The sequence below is a fragment of the Rahnella sp. NRRL B-41462 genome (assembly GCF_003263525.1).
Lineage (GTDB): Bacteria > Pseudomonadota > Gammaproteobacteria > Enterobacterales > Enterobacteriaceae > Rahnella > Rahnella aceris.
This window is the reverse complement of the sequence record NZ_JYDF01000005.1, coordinates 52,417-68,152: the sequence shown is the minus strand read 5'-3', so window position 1 is coordinate 68,152 and position 15,736 is coordinate 52,417. Positions and strand designations below refer to the sequence as shown.

The window sequence follows — 15,736 nt, the reverse complement described above, 5'->3', positions numbered from 1 at the left end:
AATTCGTTAAGTCTGAAGTTTCGCTAATCAGCCATTGAATAGCATTTAACGAAGAGTTTCTGCAGGGAAGAGTATCGGCGGTAACGGCCACTGCGTAAAATTGAAAAGGGCGATTCCTGTAACAGGAATCGCCCTTTTTTATAGCGGTTCACTTACTGAATCAGTTCATCACCGCAGTGAAGCTGAAAGCGATAATCATAAGCAAAGCGCATACCGTGGTGATCAACGATAATTTCAGGTTGCTGTCCATCAAACCCCCCTTTCGGATCAAATTGTGGCATTTTTTAAGCCACACTAATTGTGTGCCAACGCATTTTCGCATAATTAACATTTAAAATCTTGTGCTGAATGACAATGTATCCCTGAGAATTTTACTTCCACTTTCCTGCATTATAAGAGAAAATTGTCGGTTAACACGCCTGTGTGCCGGTTGATTTCACCCGAGAGCATTTCACGCCTCATTCTGAAGAATCCACCCAACGATTTCACTGCCCTTTTAGAAGCCAGCAGTGAGATCCACGCAAGCAAACGATTAACATAATGCTAACGTGCTGAAACACGTGAGTTCAGGAGTCATTGTTTACATGGCAACGATTAAAGATGTCGCAAAGCGCGCTGGCGTTTCCACTACAACCGTGTCGCACGTCATCAATAAAACACGTTTCGTCGCCGAAGAAACCAAAGAAGCGGTTCTCCTTGCAATCAAAGAGTTACATTACTCGCCGAGTGCTGTAGCCCGCAGTCTGAAGGTCAATAACACCAAAACGATCGGTCTGCTTGCCACCTCCAGCGAAGCGCCCTATTTTGCCGAAGTGATTGAAGCCGTAGAAAACAGCTGCTTCTCCAAAGGCTATACGCTGATTTTGTGTAACTCGCATAATAATCTGGAAAAACAACAAGCCTACCTGCAAATGCTGGCGCAAAAACGCGTCGATGGCTTGCTGGTGATGTGCGCGGAATATCCTGATGAGTTGCTCAATATGCTCGAGGAGCACCGTTCGATCCCAATGGTGGTCATGGACTGGGGCGAAGCGCGTAAGAACTTCACCGACAGCATTATTGATAATGCTTTCGAAGGGGGTTACATGGCCGGGCGTTATCTGATTGAACGCGGTCATCGTGATATTGGGGTGATCCCGGGCCAACTGGCACGTAATACCGGCGGTGGCCGCTTCCAGGGTTTTGTGAAAGCACTGACTGAAGCCAATATTCCGCTGCGTGACGAATGGGTGGTTCAGGGCGATTTCGAGCCGGAATCGGGCTATCAGGCGATGCATAAAATTCTGATGCAGAAGCACCGCCCGACTGCCGTATTTTGTGGCGGCGATGTGATGGCAATGGGCGCAATCTGTGCCGCAGACGAACTGGGCCTGCGCGTTCCTCAGGATATTTCCGTGATCGGTTACGACAATGTGCGTAACGCCCGTTACTTCTCCCCCGCGCTGACAACCGTGCATCAGCCGAAAGAACGTCTGGGTGAAATGGCCTTTACCATGTTGCTGGACAGAATTGTCAGTAAGCGTGAAGAGTCTCAGACCATTGAGGTGCATCCGAAACTGGTCGAACGCCGTTCCGTAGCCGATGGTCCGTACCGCGATTACCGCCGTTAACAGATATCGAACGCCTGCAGATGCAGGCGTTTTTTTCTAATCACGCAGCCATTCCTGATTCATGGTTTCTGTATCGCCCATATATTCCAGCAACCAGGCCAGCGAGGGTGACGGATTGCTTTGATCCCACGTCAGGCAACACGGGCTGTCGGGAAACGTATTTTCCAGCGTCAGCACCTGCAACTTTTTCTGTTCTATCCACGGCGTGACGCGATGAACCGGCATCATACCCACGCATAAGCCTTCGGTCAGGCATTCCAGCGCACAGGTCCAGTCTGGCACGACCAGCCGCCGCTGGTTATCAAGCGTCCATGTATCCCGCTTAGGCAATGTCCGGGAGGTGTCTTCCAGACAGAGTGCAGGATAAGGCCGCAACTCATCATCATTCAGCGCGCCGGATAACTGAGCCAGCGGATGTTGCGGGCTGACGACGCAATGCCAGTCCATAAATCCCATGTCACGAAAACTGAAGCCCCCGCCAACCGGTATCGCGCGTGTAGCACCGATCGCCACGTCTGCCCGCCCGTCAACCAGCGCATCCCAGACACCATTAAACACTTCTGAGTGAATAATGAGTTCGGTGTCCGCAAAATGGCGGTAGAAATCGAGCACCAGACGCCGTGTCCGTGCGGGTTTTACAATCCGGTCAACCGCCACACGTAATTCGCCGCGCCAGCCGTTCGCCACCTGCTGACACTGCCGGCGCGTGGCTATCATTTTTTTTGTCAGAATCCGCGCTTCATCGACAAAAACCTTTCCCGCAGGCGTCAGTACCACGTCACGATGGCGACGTTCAAACAACGGCACGGCCAGCCACTGCTCAAGCTGACGGACGGTATAGCTGATAGCAGAAGGCACACGGTGCAAATCTTGCGCTGCCGCACTAAAACTACCTGTTCTTGCCACGGCATCTACCACTTCAAGGGCGTATTCTGACCACATAATTCAGCCTTCAATATTTTTGATAGCAGAGTGCAAATATTAGCGTTTCACAAGCCTGTTATCAAAGCGTTAAACTCCGCCTCCGGTATGTAATCTGCATCACATCATCTGCAATAAATAAATTAACGAGACGATAATGAAACCCTCCTTTGGATTTATGCTCTATCTTGCGGGACTGAGCATGCTGGGCTTTTTAGCCACTGATATGTATCTGCCTGCGTTCAGCGCCATGCAAACCAGTCTGATGACCAGCCCCGGAATGATCAGCGCAAGTCTGAGCATTTTTCTCGGCGGATTTGCTCTCGGTCAGTTGTTATGGGGGCCGTTGTCAGACAGGATCGGCCGTAAACCGGTATTGCTTCTTGGTCTGACACTGTTTGCGGTCGGTTGTCTGGGCGTTATCTGGGTTGAGAATGTACGCGCCCTTCTGGCCCTGCGCTTCTTACAGGCGATGGGCGTTTGTGCCGCCGCAGTCACCTGGCAGGCAATCGTTGTTGACCGTTTCTCTGCCGATGTGGCAAAAAAAACCTTCGCCAGCATTATGCCGTTAGTAGCTCTTTCTCCGGCACTGGCACCATTACTTGGTGCGTGGGTGCTCAATCATTTTGACTGGGAAGCCATTTTTGCTCTGCTGACCGCAGTCGCCGTCGTCCTGGTGCTGACGACGCTGACTCTGCGTGAGAATAAACCTGCAAAACAAGCGAAGGCTGATAAAACAGGGTTTGCGACGTTACTGAAATCGCCTGTTTACAGCGGGAATGTCATGATTTATGCCGCCTGTTCAGCCGGATTCTTTGCGTGGTTAACGGGTTCACCGTTTATCCTGAGCGACATGGGTTATTCACCCGGTGCCATCGGGCTGAGCTATGTCCCGCAGACTATTGCTTTCCTGCTTGGTGGTTTTGGTTGCCGTGTTGTGATCAGCAAGCTGGACGGTAATAAAATTCTGCCATGGTTACTGGCGGGTTACGGCGTCAGTATGGTGACTTTGTTCTGTGTTGCCATGTTCACGGATGCCGGGCTGATTAGCCTGCTGATCCCTTTCTGTCTGATGGCTTTGGTGAATGGTGCAACCTACCCAATTGTTGTCGCAAATGCATTAATGCCGTTTCCTGCTAATACAGGCAAGGCGGCAGCATTGCAAAATACGCTGCAGCTCGGGTTGTGCTTCCTTGCCAGCTTGCTGGTTTCCGCATTTATTGTGCATCCGCTCATGGCGACAGTCACGATCATGCTGTCTACACTATTGTTGGTAGTTTTGGGTCGCTGGCTCTCTTTGCGGCATGAAATCACGCAAGACAATGGACAGAAATCAGAGCAGGAAGCTCAGACAAGGCATGCTAATTAATAGTGATAATACCCTGATGTAACAGTCACTTAACGGGCATTTTCATTCATCACGATTAACTATTGAGAATGCCTGCCAGCGAGCCTATACTCAACAAAACCAAATAAAATAGCACTTTTACAAAACTTTTATCACATACTTAAGCCAGACGCGCGGACAGTGTCACACTTATTTTTTTGTACTTTTTCAAGGATGATTTTCCTGCACGTCTTACGGCGCGCAGGCGTTCTTCTTAATTTCCTCTGTTGGTGTCGAATATCGGGCGAGGCGCTAGTCGTCTGTTCTCATAAAGACCTGCAAAAATAGCCTTTGCTTTTCCCGGCAGGTTAATAAGTCAGAAGAGAAAGTGATGGAGAAGCTATGAGTTCATCGTGTATAGAAGATCAAAGCATTCAGGACAATCAGTGGTACCGGATCGCCAGTGAAATGCTGGCGATGGCAGATATTCAGGTAAACGGTAATCGTCCTTTCGACCTTAAAGTAAAAAACACTGACTTCTTTAAGCGTGTTTTACAGGAAGGTTCTCTGGGCCTCGGTGAAAGTTATATGGACGGTTGGTGGGAATGCGACCGTCTGGATATCTTTTTCCAGCGCGTTATTCGTGCCGGTTTGGAAAGTAAACTCCCCCACCATTTTAAAGATACTTTACGTGTCGCCGCAGCACGCCTGACCAATCTGCAATCCCGCAAACGGGCGTGGATTGTTGGCAAAGAGCATTATGATCTGGGCAACGATTTATTTACTCTGATGCTCGACCCGTACATGCAATATTCCTGCGGCTATTGGAAAGAGGCCACTACGCTTGAAGAAGCACAGGAAGCAAAACTCAAAATGATCTGTGACAAGCTGCAATTAAAACCGGGACAGCGCTTGCTGGATATCGGTTGCGGCTGGGGTGGATTATCAGAGTTTGCGGCAAGAAATTATGGCGTGAGCGTTGTGGGTGTCACGATTTCTGCTGAACAACAAAAACTGGCTCAAAAACGCTGTGAAGGGCTGGATGTCACAATCCTGCTGCAGGATTACCGTGACCTTAATGATCAGTTTGACCGCATTGTTTCTGTCGGGATGTTTGAGCATGTGGGTCCGAAAAATTATCAGACCTATTTTAATGTCGCCAAACGCAATATCAAACCTGACGGCATTTTCCTGCTGCACACCATCGGTTCTAATAAAACAGACCTTAATGTCGATCCGTGGATTGATAAATACATCTTCCCCAACGGTTGCCTGCCGTCGGTTCAACAAATTGCACAAACCAGTGAGTCATTATTTGTAATGGAAGACTGGCACAATATCGGCGCTGATTATGACCGCACGCTGATGGCGTGGAATGAACGCTTCCAGAAACACTGGCCGGAACTGGCGGAAAAATACGGTGAACGTTTCCACCGCATGTTCACCTACTACCTGAATGCCTGCGCCGGTGCTTTCCGCGCCCGGGACATTCAGTTGTGGCAAGTCGTCTTTAGCCCGCAAGGCGTTGATGGCGGAATGCGCGTACCACGCTGATGGTTGTATGCGTTAGCTAATAAAAAACCGGACACTGAATGTCCGGTTTTTTTATGTCAATAAAGGGTCTGAGATAACTTATTCGGCTTTATCGATCATCGCCTGTGCCGTAGCGATTGCCGCTTCACGACTGGCTAATACGCGTTCGACAGTATCGACAATCGCCTGAGTTTGCGGATCGATTTCGATATTAATTTTGTCGCCCAGACGTTTCGTGCCCAGCGTCGTGCGTTGCAAGGTTTCCGGAATTAAATGTACACAGAAACGGGTGCGGGTCACTTCACCGATGGTGAGACTAATACCGTCGATCCCGATATAACCTTTATGTAATACATATTTCATCAAATCTTCATGCGGCATACGGAACCAGATCTGACGGTTATTTTCTGACGTCAGGATTTTTGCCACTTCCGCCGTGCAAATAATATGACCAGACATTAAATGTCCGCCAATTTCATCATTAAAACGCGCTGCACGTTCCAGATTAACTGAGTCGCCCTCTTTCAGTTCGCCCAGATTTGTCAGGCGCAGGGTTTCTTTCATCAGATCAAAACTCACCAGGTCACCGTTCACTTCAGTCACCGTCAGGCAGCAACCGTTGTGTGATACCGATGCGCCGAGTTGCAGGTTATCCAGCATATCTTCAGGTAAACGAACAACATGGGTACGGAAATTGGGTTTCTCGTCGATCGATACGACCGTGCCGGTTCCCTGTACAATTCCGGTAAACATAGCCTTTTCCTCAATGTTTGAATCTGTTGTATTAAAACGTCACTCCGTTCAGTTTGCCGCAGAATTAATTGAAAGCCAAATCTCTGCAAGAAGAAATAGCACCGTCTGCTTCAATTCCATTATTTAACCAGCTATTAACAGCTTTGTTTGCTTAAAAATACCGACAATGTACAATCTTCGGACTATTTCTCTCTGTTTAATGCCATCTGTTGTGGCGTTTTTTATTCAATATAATCAAGAAAAAAGGTGTATCTGTGCAGAAGTACCTTGCAGAAGCGCGGGTTTTGTTAGCGCTTGCCATCCCGGTCATCCTTGCGCAAATAGCCCAGACATCCATGGGCGTTGTGGACACAATAATGGCGGGATCGGTCAGTGCCACGGACATGGCTGCCGTCGCTGTCGGCACCTCAATCTGGTTGCCGGCGATTTTATTCGGACACGGTTTACTCTTGTCACTGACACCAACCATCGCGCATTTAAATGGAGCCGGGCGTCGCGATAAAATTGGTCATCAGGTTCAGCAAGGATTCTGGCTGGCGTCGGGGGTTTCGGTGCTGATCATCGCGGTGCTGTCACAGTGCGACCATATTCTTAGCCTGATGCATAATATTGATCCCGAACTGAAAGCAAAAGCCGTCGGCTATCTGCATGCCATTATGTGGGGCGCTCCGGGCTATTTATTCTTCCAGGTGCTGCGTGACCAATGTGAAGGTTTGTCAAAAACCAAGCCAGGCATGGTGTTCGGCTTTATCGGTCTGCTGGTGAACATTCCCGTGAATTACATTTTTATTTACGGCAAGTTCGGTGCGCCCGCGCTCGGTGGCGTCGGCTGTGGTGTCGCCACGGGGACCGTATATTGGGTCATGTTCTTCATCATGCGGATTTACGTACGTCGCAATCGTGCCCTGCGCGATACTCAGCCGCATTCGCGGTTTGCGAAACCCGACTGGCCGACATTGCGCCGTCTGATCCAGCTCGGTATGCCAATCGCACTGGCATTATTTTTCGAAGTGACACTGTTTGCGATCGTTGCCCTGCTCGTCTCCCCACTTGGGATCGTGGCTGTCGCCAGTCACCAGATTGCGCTCAACGTCGGTTCCCTGATGTTCGTCATTCCGCTGTCTTTAGGTGTCGCCGCCACGATTCGAGTGGGTTCGCGGCTGGGGGAATCGTCGGTTGAAGGCGCGAAGATTGCGGCTTATACCAGTATAGGAACGGGAATTATGATGGCCTGTTGCACCAGTCTGACGGCCATCATTTTCCGCGAGCACATTGCCTCCCTTTATAATGACAGCCCGGAAGTCGTCACTCTGGCTTCCCATCTTCTGATCTTTGCTGCGCTGTTTCAGATTTCAGATGCGATTCAGGTTATCGGTAGCGGCATTTTGCGGGGTTATAAAGACACACGTTCCATCTTCTATATTACGTTTGTCGCTTACTGGGTGCTGGGCCTGCCGGTAGGGTACGCTCTCGGACTGACCGATATTCTGGTTCCGCAGATGGGCCCCAGCGGTTTCTGGTGCGGATTTATTCTGGGGCTGACCTTCGCAGCGCTGATGATGACATTGCGGATGCGCTGGTTACAGAAGCAACCGTCTTACACCATTTTGCAAAAAGCGGGCCGTTAATCCCCCCGGCTTCATCCGCGTGCTGTGAATATCTGTTCCGGCGCGCGGATTTTTCAGCTATTGCGCTGGCTGTTATGTCTAAAAAAACAACGCAATGCACATAAGCTCGGCAGTCACGCACAATATGACAGGAAAATGTCTTTTTTCCCTTGCCAGTATTCAGAGAGGTCGTTAATATTCGTCCCCGTCGCCAACACTGGCTGATGAAAAAGAAAAACGATGCGTCCGTAGCTCAGTTGGTTAGAGCACCACCTTGACATGGTGGGGGTCGGTGGTTCGAGTCCACTCGGACGCACCAAAGCAACTTCCTGAACTCTCCCTTGTGCATCAAACTCCCTGGAACGACCTGAACCTCTCTGCTGGCTTTTATTTTCCCTGATAAATTTACGTTAAGTCATCCGTTTGTATTTTTTAAGATTATTTCCCGTATGTATCATTTTTGACACTTGCGTGAACAAACCGTTATCACTTCTGCTTTCACCCCTGCCCGCATTGGATAATTTCAAAACAACGTTCCAAAATCTGCCCTAAGCTTGCGCCGCATCACGTTTTTTATTTGGTTTCCCAACCTGTTCCCCTCTATAATACGCATCGTCTCTTCGATTGAATGGTTTCAGCCCCTTGATCTGTCGATATCGCACTTACAAAAGCATCACCACTCCAGTAGCGATGATAAATCGCACAAATCGCTATGCTTTGGCTGAACTTACTACACCATTCCTTTCACAGTCTTCTACGCTTAGTAATGATTTGCTTCAATCAGGCACCACCTCAATTCCGCGCGGGCAGCGATGCTGTCAGGCAAACACTTTTCCAATCCATCACAACTTGTAGATAAAATCGTCATGAAAAAGACCAAAATTGTTTGTACCATCGGACCGAAAACTGAATCCGAAGAAATGCTGACCAAGCTGCTTGATGCAGGCATGAACGTTATGCGTCTGAACTTCTCTCACGGTGATTATGAAGAGCACGGTCAGCGCATTCAAAATATCCGCAACGTGATGGCGAAGACCGGTCACAAAGCGGCAATTCTGCTGGACACCAAAGGTCCTGAAATCCGCACCATGAAACTGGAAGGCGGCAAAGACGCTTCTCTGGTTGCGGGTCAGACTTACACTTTCACCACGGATCAAAGCGTTATCGGTAACACCGAACGTGTTGCGGTTACCTATCAGGGTTTTGCTGCTGACTTGAAAATCGGCAACACCATTCTGGTCGATGACGGCCTGATTGGTATGGAAGTGACCAACGTCACCGAAACCGACGTGACCTGTAAAGTGCTGAACAACGGCGACCTGGGCGAAAACAAAGGCGTTAACCTGCCAGGTGTTTCTATCGCACTGCCAGCACTGGCTGAAAAAGACAAACGTGACCTGATCTTCGGTTGCGAGCAAGGCGTTGACTTCGTCGCGGCTTCTTTCATCCGTAAACGTTCTGACGTTCTGGAAATCCGTGAACACCTGAAAGCACACGGTGGCGAACACATCCAGATCATCTCCAAAATCGAAAACCAGGAAGGCCTGAATAACTTCGACGAAATCCTCGAAGCGTCAGACGGCATCATGGTTGCCCGTGGTGACCTGGGTGTTGAAATTCCGGTTGAAGAAGTTATCTTCGCGCAGAAGATGATGATTGAGAAATGTAACCGTGCACGCAAAGTGGTTATTACCGCTACGCAAATGCTCGATTCCATGATCAAAAACCCACGCCCTACCCGTGCAGAAGCTGGCGACGTCGCTAACGCCATCATCGACGGTACCGACGCAGTGATGCTGTCTGGCGAAAGTGCGAAAGGTAAATACCCGCTGGAAGCTGTAACTATCATGGCTACCATCTGTGACCGTACTGACCGCGTAATGCAAAGCCGCATTGATGGCCAGAACGAAAACCGCAAGCTGCGTATCACAGAAGCGGTTTGTCGTGGTGCTGTTGAAACTGCAGAGAAACTGGACGCGCCACTGATCGTCGTTGCCACCAGCGGCGGTAAATCAGCAAAAGCCGTGCGTAAATACTTCCCGCATGCGACTATCCTTGCCCTGACCACTAATGAAATCACCGCACGTCAGTTGATCCTGACCAAAGGTGTGGTGACGCAACTGGTGAAAGAGATTGCTTCTACTGACGACTTCTACCGTATCGGTAAAGAAGCGGCGATTGAAAGCGGTCTGGCACAGAAAGGTGATATCGTAGTGATGGTTTCTGGCGCACTGGTACAGAGCGGTACAACCAATACTTCATCGGTGCATGTTGTTTAATTAAAAACGTGACCAAGAGCATTAATGAACGCCGCGAAATGTGGCGTTTATTTATTCAAAAAGTATCTTCTTTCATAAAAAGTGCTAAATGCAGTAGCTGCAAAATTGGGATAAGTCCCATGGAATACGGCTGTTTTCGCTGCAATTTTTAACTTTTTCGTAAAAAAAGATGTTTCTTTGAGCGAACGATCAAAATATAGCGTCTACCGGCAAAAAATTATTCTCATTAGAAAATAGTTTGTGTAATACTTGTAACGCTACATGGAGATTAACTTAATCTAGAGGGTTTTATAATGAATCGCACTAAACTGGTACTGGGCGCTGTAATCCTGGCTTCAACTATGCTGGCTGGTTGTTCAAGCAATGCTAAAATCGACCAACTGTCTTCAGACGTTTCTACTCTGAACTCTAAAGTTGACCAACTGAGCAACGACGTGAACGCAATCCGTTCTGACGTTCAAGCAGCTAAAGACGATGCAGCTCGCGCTAACCAACGTCTGGATAACCAAGCTCACGCTTACAAGAAGTAATATTTACTTCTCTAGTTCAATGGCGCACTCAGTGCGCCATTTTTTTTACCTGCAATTTCATTATGTTTTTTTTCTCCCTCGCCTTCAGGTCTTTGAATCATCACTAAATCCCCCATTTAAAACGCCCTCAATCACTCACATGAATGTCAGACATAAAAAAGGGACCATGATGGCCCCTGAAGTTTAAATCGTTTCTGATGTGTTTCTGCGACGTTTACTGCGTACTGGCTGTATTGACTGCCGGTTCGCCCGAAGTCGCTGTTTGCGGCTGATTGATAGCCGGTGGTGTATCCCCCGCTTTATCGCCAACGCTGACAACAACCGGCATACCCGCACGACGTTTAATCGCTTCTTTTACCATCTCAGCGTTAGTCTCATCATGCTTAATAAATTTCTTCATTGCTGCAGTCAGAGGAATTGGTTTGGTCTGCGGGTCATCTTTCTCCGTGTGAGACAACGGCTGATGCACCTCGATATAGCGTTTACCGTCCGGTTCGATATCAAACTTGATTGGCTGATTCACGATTTGTACGCGTGTCCCTTTAGGCACCGAGTTAAACAGCGCTTCGATATCGTCGGGACGCAGACGGATACAACCGGAGCTCACGCGCATACCAATGCCGAAGTTCGCATTGGTGCCGTGGATCAGATACTGTCCTGTTCCTGCAGACAGACGCATCGCAAACAAGCCCATCGGATTATCCGGCCCGGCTGGCACCATGCCCGGCAATGTGATCCCCTCTTTCAGATAAGCTTTACGGATATTGGCAGTGGGCGTCCAGGTAGGATTGGGGATCTTCTGGCTGACTGATGTCACCATCTCCGGTGTGTTACGCCCTAACTGGCCGATACCAATCGGATAGACAATGACTTTGTCCTCGCCTTTCGGATAGTAGTAAAGACGCATTTCAGCCAGATTGACTACGATACCTTCACGTTTGGTATCCGGTAACAGCATCTGCGAAGGAATGGTCAGCACAGTTCCGGCTTTTGGCAAATAAGGGTCAGTTCCCGGATTCGCTTCCAGCATCGCAATCAGGCCAATCTGGTATTTGGCTGCCACGTCTTCCAGCGGCTTACCGTCGTTGGGCACAACATACGTTGTATTTTCGCCAATCAGGCGGCTATTATCCGGCGGCAATGGATATTCTGCTGCACTTGCGGTCATGGAATGCGTTGCCATTATTGTGCCAACTAACATTGCCAGAAGGGGTAATGCGCGTCTCATACTCAGTCCTTTTTCGGCCTGCGCTCAGCGAATCTGAGGCAAGACAATTATCTTGTCTGGTAATATTAGCAGCACAGAATTTCATGGCAATCAAACCACTGTAAATCAGAAAGTTACCTTACAGAAGTCAGAATAAAAAGCAGGAGGATAGTGGGTTGAAAAATCAGGAGTAAAAGGAGATATACGCAGAGAAAGAAGTCATCTGCCTTGCTCATTAGCAGATAATTCCTAATGAGCAAGGCAGTACAGCAGCGAGCGGTATTAAGACAACTCTGCGGCTTTAGCGCGAATAGAGCGAATCATCGCTTCCAGCCCTTGCGAGCGTGAAGGTGTCAGATGCTGACTCAGTTCAAGTTCAGTGAAAAACGGACGTACATCCAGTTCCACCACATCACGAGGCGTTAAACCCTGATACAGGCTGAAGACAATCGCGACCAGACCTTTAACAATGGCTGCATCACTGTCACCTTCGAAGGTCAGTGCACCATTTTCATCAGTGCGCATCACAATCCATACCTGACTCTGGCAGCCGGAAATCAGGTTTTGATCCTGACGGTGTTCTTCCGGTAAAGCCGGTAACTGGCCACCCAGCTCAATCACGTACAGATATTTTTCTTCCCAATTCGGGCATCGGGAAAAATTTCTGACTAACTTGTTTCTATCTGGCAAAGCCATAAAGACATCCTGATCTGGGCTGTCAGGATTAACCCAACAACCGGTGAATACGTTGCAGTCCAGCGACCAAACGGTCGACTTCTTCACGTGTATTGTACATCGCAAGCGACGCGCGGCACATAGCCGGAACACCGTAGAAGGACATTAATGGCATCGCACAGTGGTGACCGGTGCGGATGGCAATACCGTATTGGTCAAGGAAACTGCCTACGTCGTACGCATGGTGTTTGCCGAGATTGAACGCAATAACCCCAGCTCGGGTGGCAGGGCCGTAGATCTGAATATCAGGCACCTGCGCCATCGCGTTGAGCGCATAGCTCATCAGTTCCTGTTCATAAGCATGGATATTTTCCAGACCCAGCTCAGTCACGTATTCCATTGCCGCACCCAGCCCCATAATTCCGCCGGTGTTAGGTGTGCCCGCTTCAAACCGCCACGGCGCCGCCGCGAATGTCGTGCCTTCGGTCAGACTGACATGTTTGATCATTGAGCCGCCACCTTCCCACGGAGGCATCTGATCCAGCAACGCCTTGCGGCCGTACAGAATACCAATACCGGTCGGCCCGTAAAGTTTATGTCCGGACCAGACATAGAAATCACAGCCCAGCGCCTGCACGTCAACCGCATGATGCATGACCGCCTGCGCGCCATCGACCAGGACGGTCAGACCAGCAGCCTTAGCCTGAGGGATGATTTTTTCGATCGGGTTAACAGTGCCCAATACATTGGAAACATGCGCCAGCGTCAGTAATTTTGTGCGTGGCGTGATCAGCGATTCAAGCTGTGACAAATCCAGCTCACCTTCGGGTGTCAGGTGCCAGACATCGATATGAAGATCACGTTCTTTCGCCAGCATCTGCCATGGCACGATGTTCGCGTGGTGTTCCATTTCAGTCAGAATAATGTGGTCGCCGGCGTGTAAAAACTCACGTCCCCAGGTATTGGCGACCAGGTTAATGGCTTCCGTGGAACCTTTGACGAAGACGATTTCTTCCGCCGATGCGGCATTCATGAAATGGGCGGCCTGAGTGCGGACGTTTTCCATCTGCTCAGTCGCTTCCGCGCTCATGGTGTGAATACCACGGTGAACCGCAGCATAACCTTGTTCGAAGAAAGACATTTCTCGTTGAATAACCTGATGCGGTTTCTGCGCGCTGGCCGCGCTGTCAAGGTAGGCCAGCGGCTGGCCGTTAACTTCACGGCTCAGCACAGGGAAATCGCTACGTACTCTTTCCAGTGGAAAACTCATTACTTACCTCGATTTAGTCTGCCTGCAATACGGGCAATGACGACTTCACGCAGGGTTTCATTCTTAATGGCTTCCGTCAGTTCGGCAGCAAAAGCGAAGATGATCATTTGCTGAGCATCCTGCCCGCTGATCCCACGGGTACGCAGATAGAAAAGCTGTTCGTCGTCGATACGACCCACTGTCGCACCGTGGCTGCACTTAACGTCATCGGCATAAATTTCCAGCTGAGGTTTGGTATCAACCTCAGTGTGTTTGCCCAGCAACAAGTTGTTGTTGGTCATTTTGCCATCAGTTTTCAGTGCGTGCTGGGCCACTTTAATCATGCCGTTGAAAATCGCTTTAGCGCGATCGTTCACGATCACTTTGTGCAACTGTTTGCTGTTGCAATAGCCTTTATTATGTTCCAGATACGTCCGGGTATCGGCAATCTCAGAATCAACCGGCAGAACCAGACTGTTGATATCCAGATTGCTGTTTTCGCCGTTAAGCTGCGCGCTGGTGTTATTTCGGGTCAGGCCCGCACCCAGCAGGAAACTGTGGCTGGAAACACGTGCATCGCGCCCGATGACCAGATCATTATGCGAGAAGTGGAAACTGGCCTGGCTTTCAAAGGCCAGTTTGTAATGCGTGAAATCTGCATTATCGCCCACATTTATCGTCATACGTGCACCGGTGAAATGTCCCTGGTCGTTCAGACTCAGGTAATGCTCGATAACTTCTGCATTCGCACCATTCTCAATCGCCAGGTGATAACGATGATGAACGGTATTCATTTCGCGCGACTGGTCACGACCACTGCTCAGATGGAGCAGATACAGCGGTTTCTCAGCGTGCTTGCCTACAGGCAAACGCACAGAGAAAGAATCCTGCGCCAGACTTTCAGTCAGATGCAAAAACACCTCTGACTGAATCGGATCCGGTAACGTTTGTTGCGCGGAAGGGCTCAGTTTTTCGATTTCAAACGCACCGGTATCGCTGTCGCTCAGGCTCGCATCAAAACGGCCATCCACGAAAACCAGACGGTAGCACTCCAGTGGCAGCGCAAGGGATTTGATTTTCTCAACCGTCAGCGCCTGCTGCTGAGGAGCAAAGAACTGATTGCCCAGCAGTGAAGAAACCGGCGTGTATTTCCAGTCTTCCAGTTTGGCATGCGGAAAACCGAGGCGCAGCACCTGTTGCCAGTGAGCATGCGCGTGGGGGGATTGCTCACCGCCACGGCTTTCAAAAAGACGGTAAAGTTGCTGCATGGCGTGCGAACTGCCCGCCGCAGGGACATTACTCTTCGTCGGTAAGCCAGCCATAACCTTGCTCCTCTAACTGTTTAACCAAGGTGAAATCGCCGGATTTAACAATGCGGCCCTGATACAGAACGTGCACGTAGTCAGGCTTGATGTAGTCGAGGATACGCTGGTAGTGGGTGACAATAACGAATGAACGTTTGCCGTCACGCAGTGTGTTGACACCATCAGAAACAATCTTCAGCGCATCAATGTCCAGACCGGAGTCGGTTTCATCAAGGATGCACAGGTTTGGTTCAAGCGCTGCCATTTGCAGAATGTCGTTACGCTTTTTCTCGCCACCGGAGAAACCTACATTCACTGAACGGGTGAGCAAATCGGCAGGCATCTTGAGCATCGCGATTTTCTCTTCGATGAAATCTGCGAAGTCAAAACGATCCATCGGCTCCTGCCCGCGGTATTTACGCACCGCATTCACTGCTGTTTGCAGGAAGAAATGGTTGGTCACACCAGGGATTTCTACCGGATACTGGAAAGCCATGAATACGCCTTCGCCAGCACGATCTTCCGGCGCGAGTTCCAGCAAATCTTTACCGTTGAAGATGACGGAACCGTCAGTGACTTCGTAATCTTCACGGCCAGCCAGTGTCGCGGAGAGCGTACTTTTACCTGAGCCGTTCGGGCCCATGATGGCGTGTACTTCACCCGGTTTGATCTCCAGATCAAGTCCTTTCAGAATTTCCTTTTCTTCGACACGGACCTTCAAATTCTTAATGCTTAACATAC

The 15,736-nt window shown here is 49.6% G+C and carries 14 protein-coding genes and 1 tRNA gene; 7 read left to right on the top strand and 8 right to left on the bottom strand.

Annotation, left to right across the window (positions count from 1 at the left end; genetic code table 11):
* Positions 1 to 160: 160 nt before the first annotated feature.
* Positions 161 to 250: a YnhF family membrane protein gene (locus UC14_RS27260; protein ID WP_122095584.1), complete on the bottom strand. Its 90-nt coding sequence runs from the start codon at positions 248 to 250 to the stop codon at positions 161 to 163.
* Positions 251 to 584: 334 nt separating this feature from the next.
* On the opposite strand from UC14_RS27260, the gene purR reads away from it, so the two are divergent.
* A complete protein-coding gene (gene purR, locus UC14_RS01710; protein WP_013576086.1) occupies positions 585 to 1,610 on the top strand; it encodes an HTH-type transcriptional repressor PurR in 1,026 nt (341 codons plus the stop codon).
* Between the two features lie 36 nt (positions 1,611 to 1,646).
* Here purR and punR read toward each other — a convergent pair whose 3' ends face one another.
* Positions 1,647 to 2,552, bottom strand: a complete 906-nt coding sequence (gene punR / locus UC14_RS01705) for a DNA-binding transcriptional activator PunR (RefSeq protein ID WP_013576087.1) — start codon at positions 2,550 to 2,552, stop codon at positions 1,647 to 1,649.
* A 136-nt stretch (positions 2,553 to 2,688) separates the two neighbouring features.
* On the opposite strand from punR, the gene punC reads away from it, so the two are divergent.
* Positions 2,689 to 3,900, top strand: coding sequence for a purine nucleoside transporter PunC (punC, locus tag UC14_RS01700; protein ID WP_112197127.1), 1,212 nt, complete (start codon positions 2,689 to 2,691; stop codon positions 3,898 to 3,900).
* Positions 3,901 to 4,260: 360 nt separating this feature from the next.
* Positions 4,261 to 5,412, top strand: coding sequence for a cyclopropane fatty acyl phospholipid synthase (cfa, locus tag UC14_RS01695; RefSeq protein ID WP_013576089.1), 1,152 nt, complete (start codon positions 4,261 to 4,263; stop codon positions 5,410 to 5,412).
* Between the two features lie 78 nt (positions 5,413 to 5,490).
* Here cfa and UC14_RS01690 read toward each other — a convergent pair whose 3' ends face one another.
* On the bottom strand, positions 5,491 to 6,144 hold the full coding sequence (locus UC14_RS01690) for a riboflavin synthase (protein WP_013576090.1): 654 nt from the start codon (positions 6,142 to 6,144) through the stop codon (positions 5,491 to 5,493).
* A 254-nt stretch (positions 6,145 to 6,398) separates the two neighbouring features.
* Between UC14_RS01690 and UC14_RS01685 the strand changes: the two genes are divergently transcribed.
* From UC14_RS01685 to UC14_RS01670, 4 genes are all read left to right on the top strand, one after another.
* On the top strand, positions 6,399 to 7,772 hold the full coding sequence (locus tag UC14_RS01685; RefSeq protein ID WP_013576091.1) for an MATE family efflux transporter: 1,374 nt from the start codon (positions 6,399 to 6,401) through the stop codon (positions 7,770 to 7,772).
* Positions 7,773 to 7,993: 221 nt separating this feature from the next.
* Positions 7,994 to 8,070: transfer RNA gene (locus tag UC14_RS01680), tRNA-Val, on the top strand.
* 547 nt (positions 8,071 to 8,617) lie between these two features.
* Positions 8,618 to 10,030, top strand: coding sequence for a pyruvate kinase PykF (gene pykF / locus UC14_RS01675; RefSeq protein ID WP_037035301.1), 1,413 nt, complete (start codon positions 8,618 to 8,620; stop codon positions 10,028 to 10,030).
* Positions 10,031 to 10,323: 293 nt separating this feature from the next.
* Positions 10,324 to 10,560 carry a major outer membrane lipoprotein gene (locus UC14_RS01670; RefSeq protein WP_013576093.1) on the top strand — a complete coding sequence of 79 codons (237 nt, stop codon included), beginning with the start codon at positions 10,324 to 10,326 and terminating at the stop codon, positions 10,558 to 10,560.
* A 214-nt stretch (positions 10,561 to 10,774) separates the two neighbouring features.
* Here the strand turns inward: UC14_RS01670 and UC14_RS01665 are convergent, their stop codons facing one another.
* The 5 genes from UC14_RS01665 to sufC form a co-directional block, all read right to left on the bottom strand.
* On the bottom strand, positions 10,775 to 11,788 hold the full coding sequence (locus tag UC14_RS01665) for a L,D-transpeptidase family protein (RefSeq protein ID WP_013576095.1): 1,014 nt from the start codon (positions 11,786 to 11,788) through the stop codon (positions 10,775 to 10,777).
* Positions 11,789 to 12,049: 261 nt separating this feature from the next.
* Positions 12,050 to 12,463: a cysteine desulfuration protein SufE gene (gene sufE, locus UC14_RS01660; RefSeq protein ID WP_112152177.1), complete on the bottom strand. Its 414-nt coding sequence runs from the start codon at positions 12,461 to 12,463 to the stop codon at positions 12,050 to 12,052.
* Positions 12,464 to 12,491: 28 nt separating this feature from the next.
* Entirely contained in the window at positions 12,492 to 13,712 is a 1,221-nt protein-coding gene (sufS, locus tag UC14_RS01655; RefSeq protein ID WP_112197126.1) for a cysteine desulfurase SufS, read from the bottom strand.
* Entirely contained in the window at positions 13,712 to 15,013 is a 1,302-nt protein-coding gene (gene sufD, locus UC14_RS01650; protein WP_013576098.1) for a Fe-S cluster assembly protein SufD, read from the bottom strand. Before sufD ends, sufS begins: the two co-directional genes overlap by 1 nt.
* Positions 14,988 to 15,734: a Fe-S cluster assembly ATPase SufC gene (gene sufC / locus UC14_RS01645; protein ID WP_013576099.1), complete on the bottom strand. Its 747-nt coding sequence runs from the start codon at positions 15,732 to 15,734 to the stop codon at positions 14,988 to 14,990. The genes sufD and sufC overlap by 26 nt, the downstream gene beginning before the upstream one ends.
* Positions 15,735 to 15,736: the final 2 nt, after the last annotated feature.

Bases quoted from the DNA above. Each gene is read 5' to 3' on its own strand.
- punC (WP_112197127.1), top strand. From the start codon at position 2,689: ATGAAACCCTCCTTTGGATTTATGCTCTATCTTGCGGGACTGAGCATG.
- pykF (WP_037035301.1), top strand. From the start codon at position 8,618: ATGAAAAAGACCAAAATTGTTTGTACCATCGGACCGAAAACTGAATCC.
- sufC (WP_013576099.1), bottom strand. From the start codon at position 15,734: ATGTTAAGCATTAAGAATTTGAAGGTCCGTGTCGAAGAAAAGGAAATT.
- UC14_RS27260 (WP_122095584.1), bottom strand. From the start codon at position 250: ATGGACAGCAACCTGAAATTATCGTTGATCACCACGGTATGCGCTTTG.
- purR (WP_013576086.1), top strand. From the start codon at position 585: ATGGCAACGATTAAAGATGTCGCAAAGCGCGCTGGCGTTTCCACTACA.
- sufS (WP_112197126.1), bottom strand. From the start codon at position 13,712: ATGAGTTTTCCACTGGAAAGAGTACGTAGCGATTTCCCTGTGCTGAGC.
- UC14_RS01690 (WP_013576090.1), bottom strand. From the start codon at position 6,144: ATGTTTACCGGAATTGTACAGGGAACCGGCACGGTCGTATCGATCGAC.
- UC14_RS01665 (WP_013576095.1), bottom strand. From the start codon at position 11,788: ATGAGACGCGCATTACCCCTTCTGGCAATGTTAGTTGGCACAATAATG.
- punR (WP_013576087.1), bottom strand. From the start codon at position 2,552: ATGTGGTCAGAATACGCCCTTGAAGTGGTAGATGCCGTGGCAAGAACA.
- sufE (WP_112152177.1), bottom strand. From the start codon at position 12,463: ATGGCTTTGCCAGATAGAAACAAGTTAGTCAGAAATTTTTCCCGATGC.
- cfa (WP_013576089.1), top strand. From the start codon at position 4,261: ATGAGTTCATCGTGTATAGAAGATCAAAGCATTCAGGACAATCAGTGG.
- sufD (WP_013576098.1), bottom strand. From the start codon at position 15,013: ATGGCTGGCTTACCGACGAAGAGTAATGTCCCTGCGGCGGGCAGTTCG.
- UC14_RS01670 (WP_013576093.1), top strand. From the start codon at position 10,324: ATGAATCGCACTAAACTGGTACTGGGCGCTGTAATCCTGGCTTCAACT.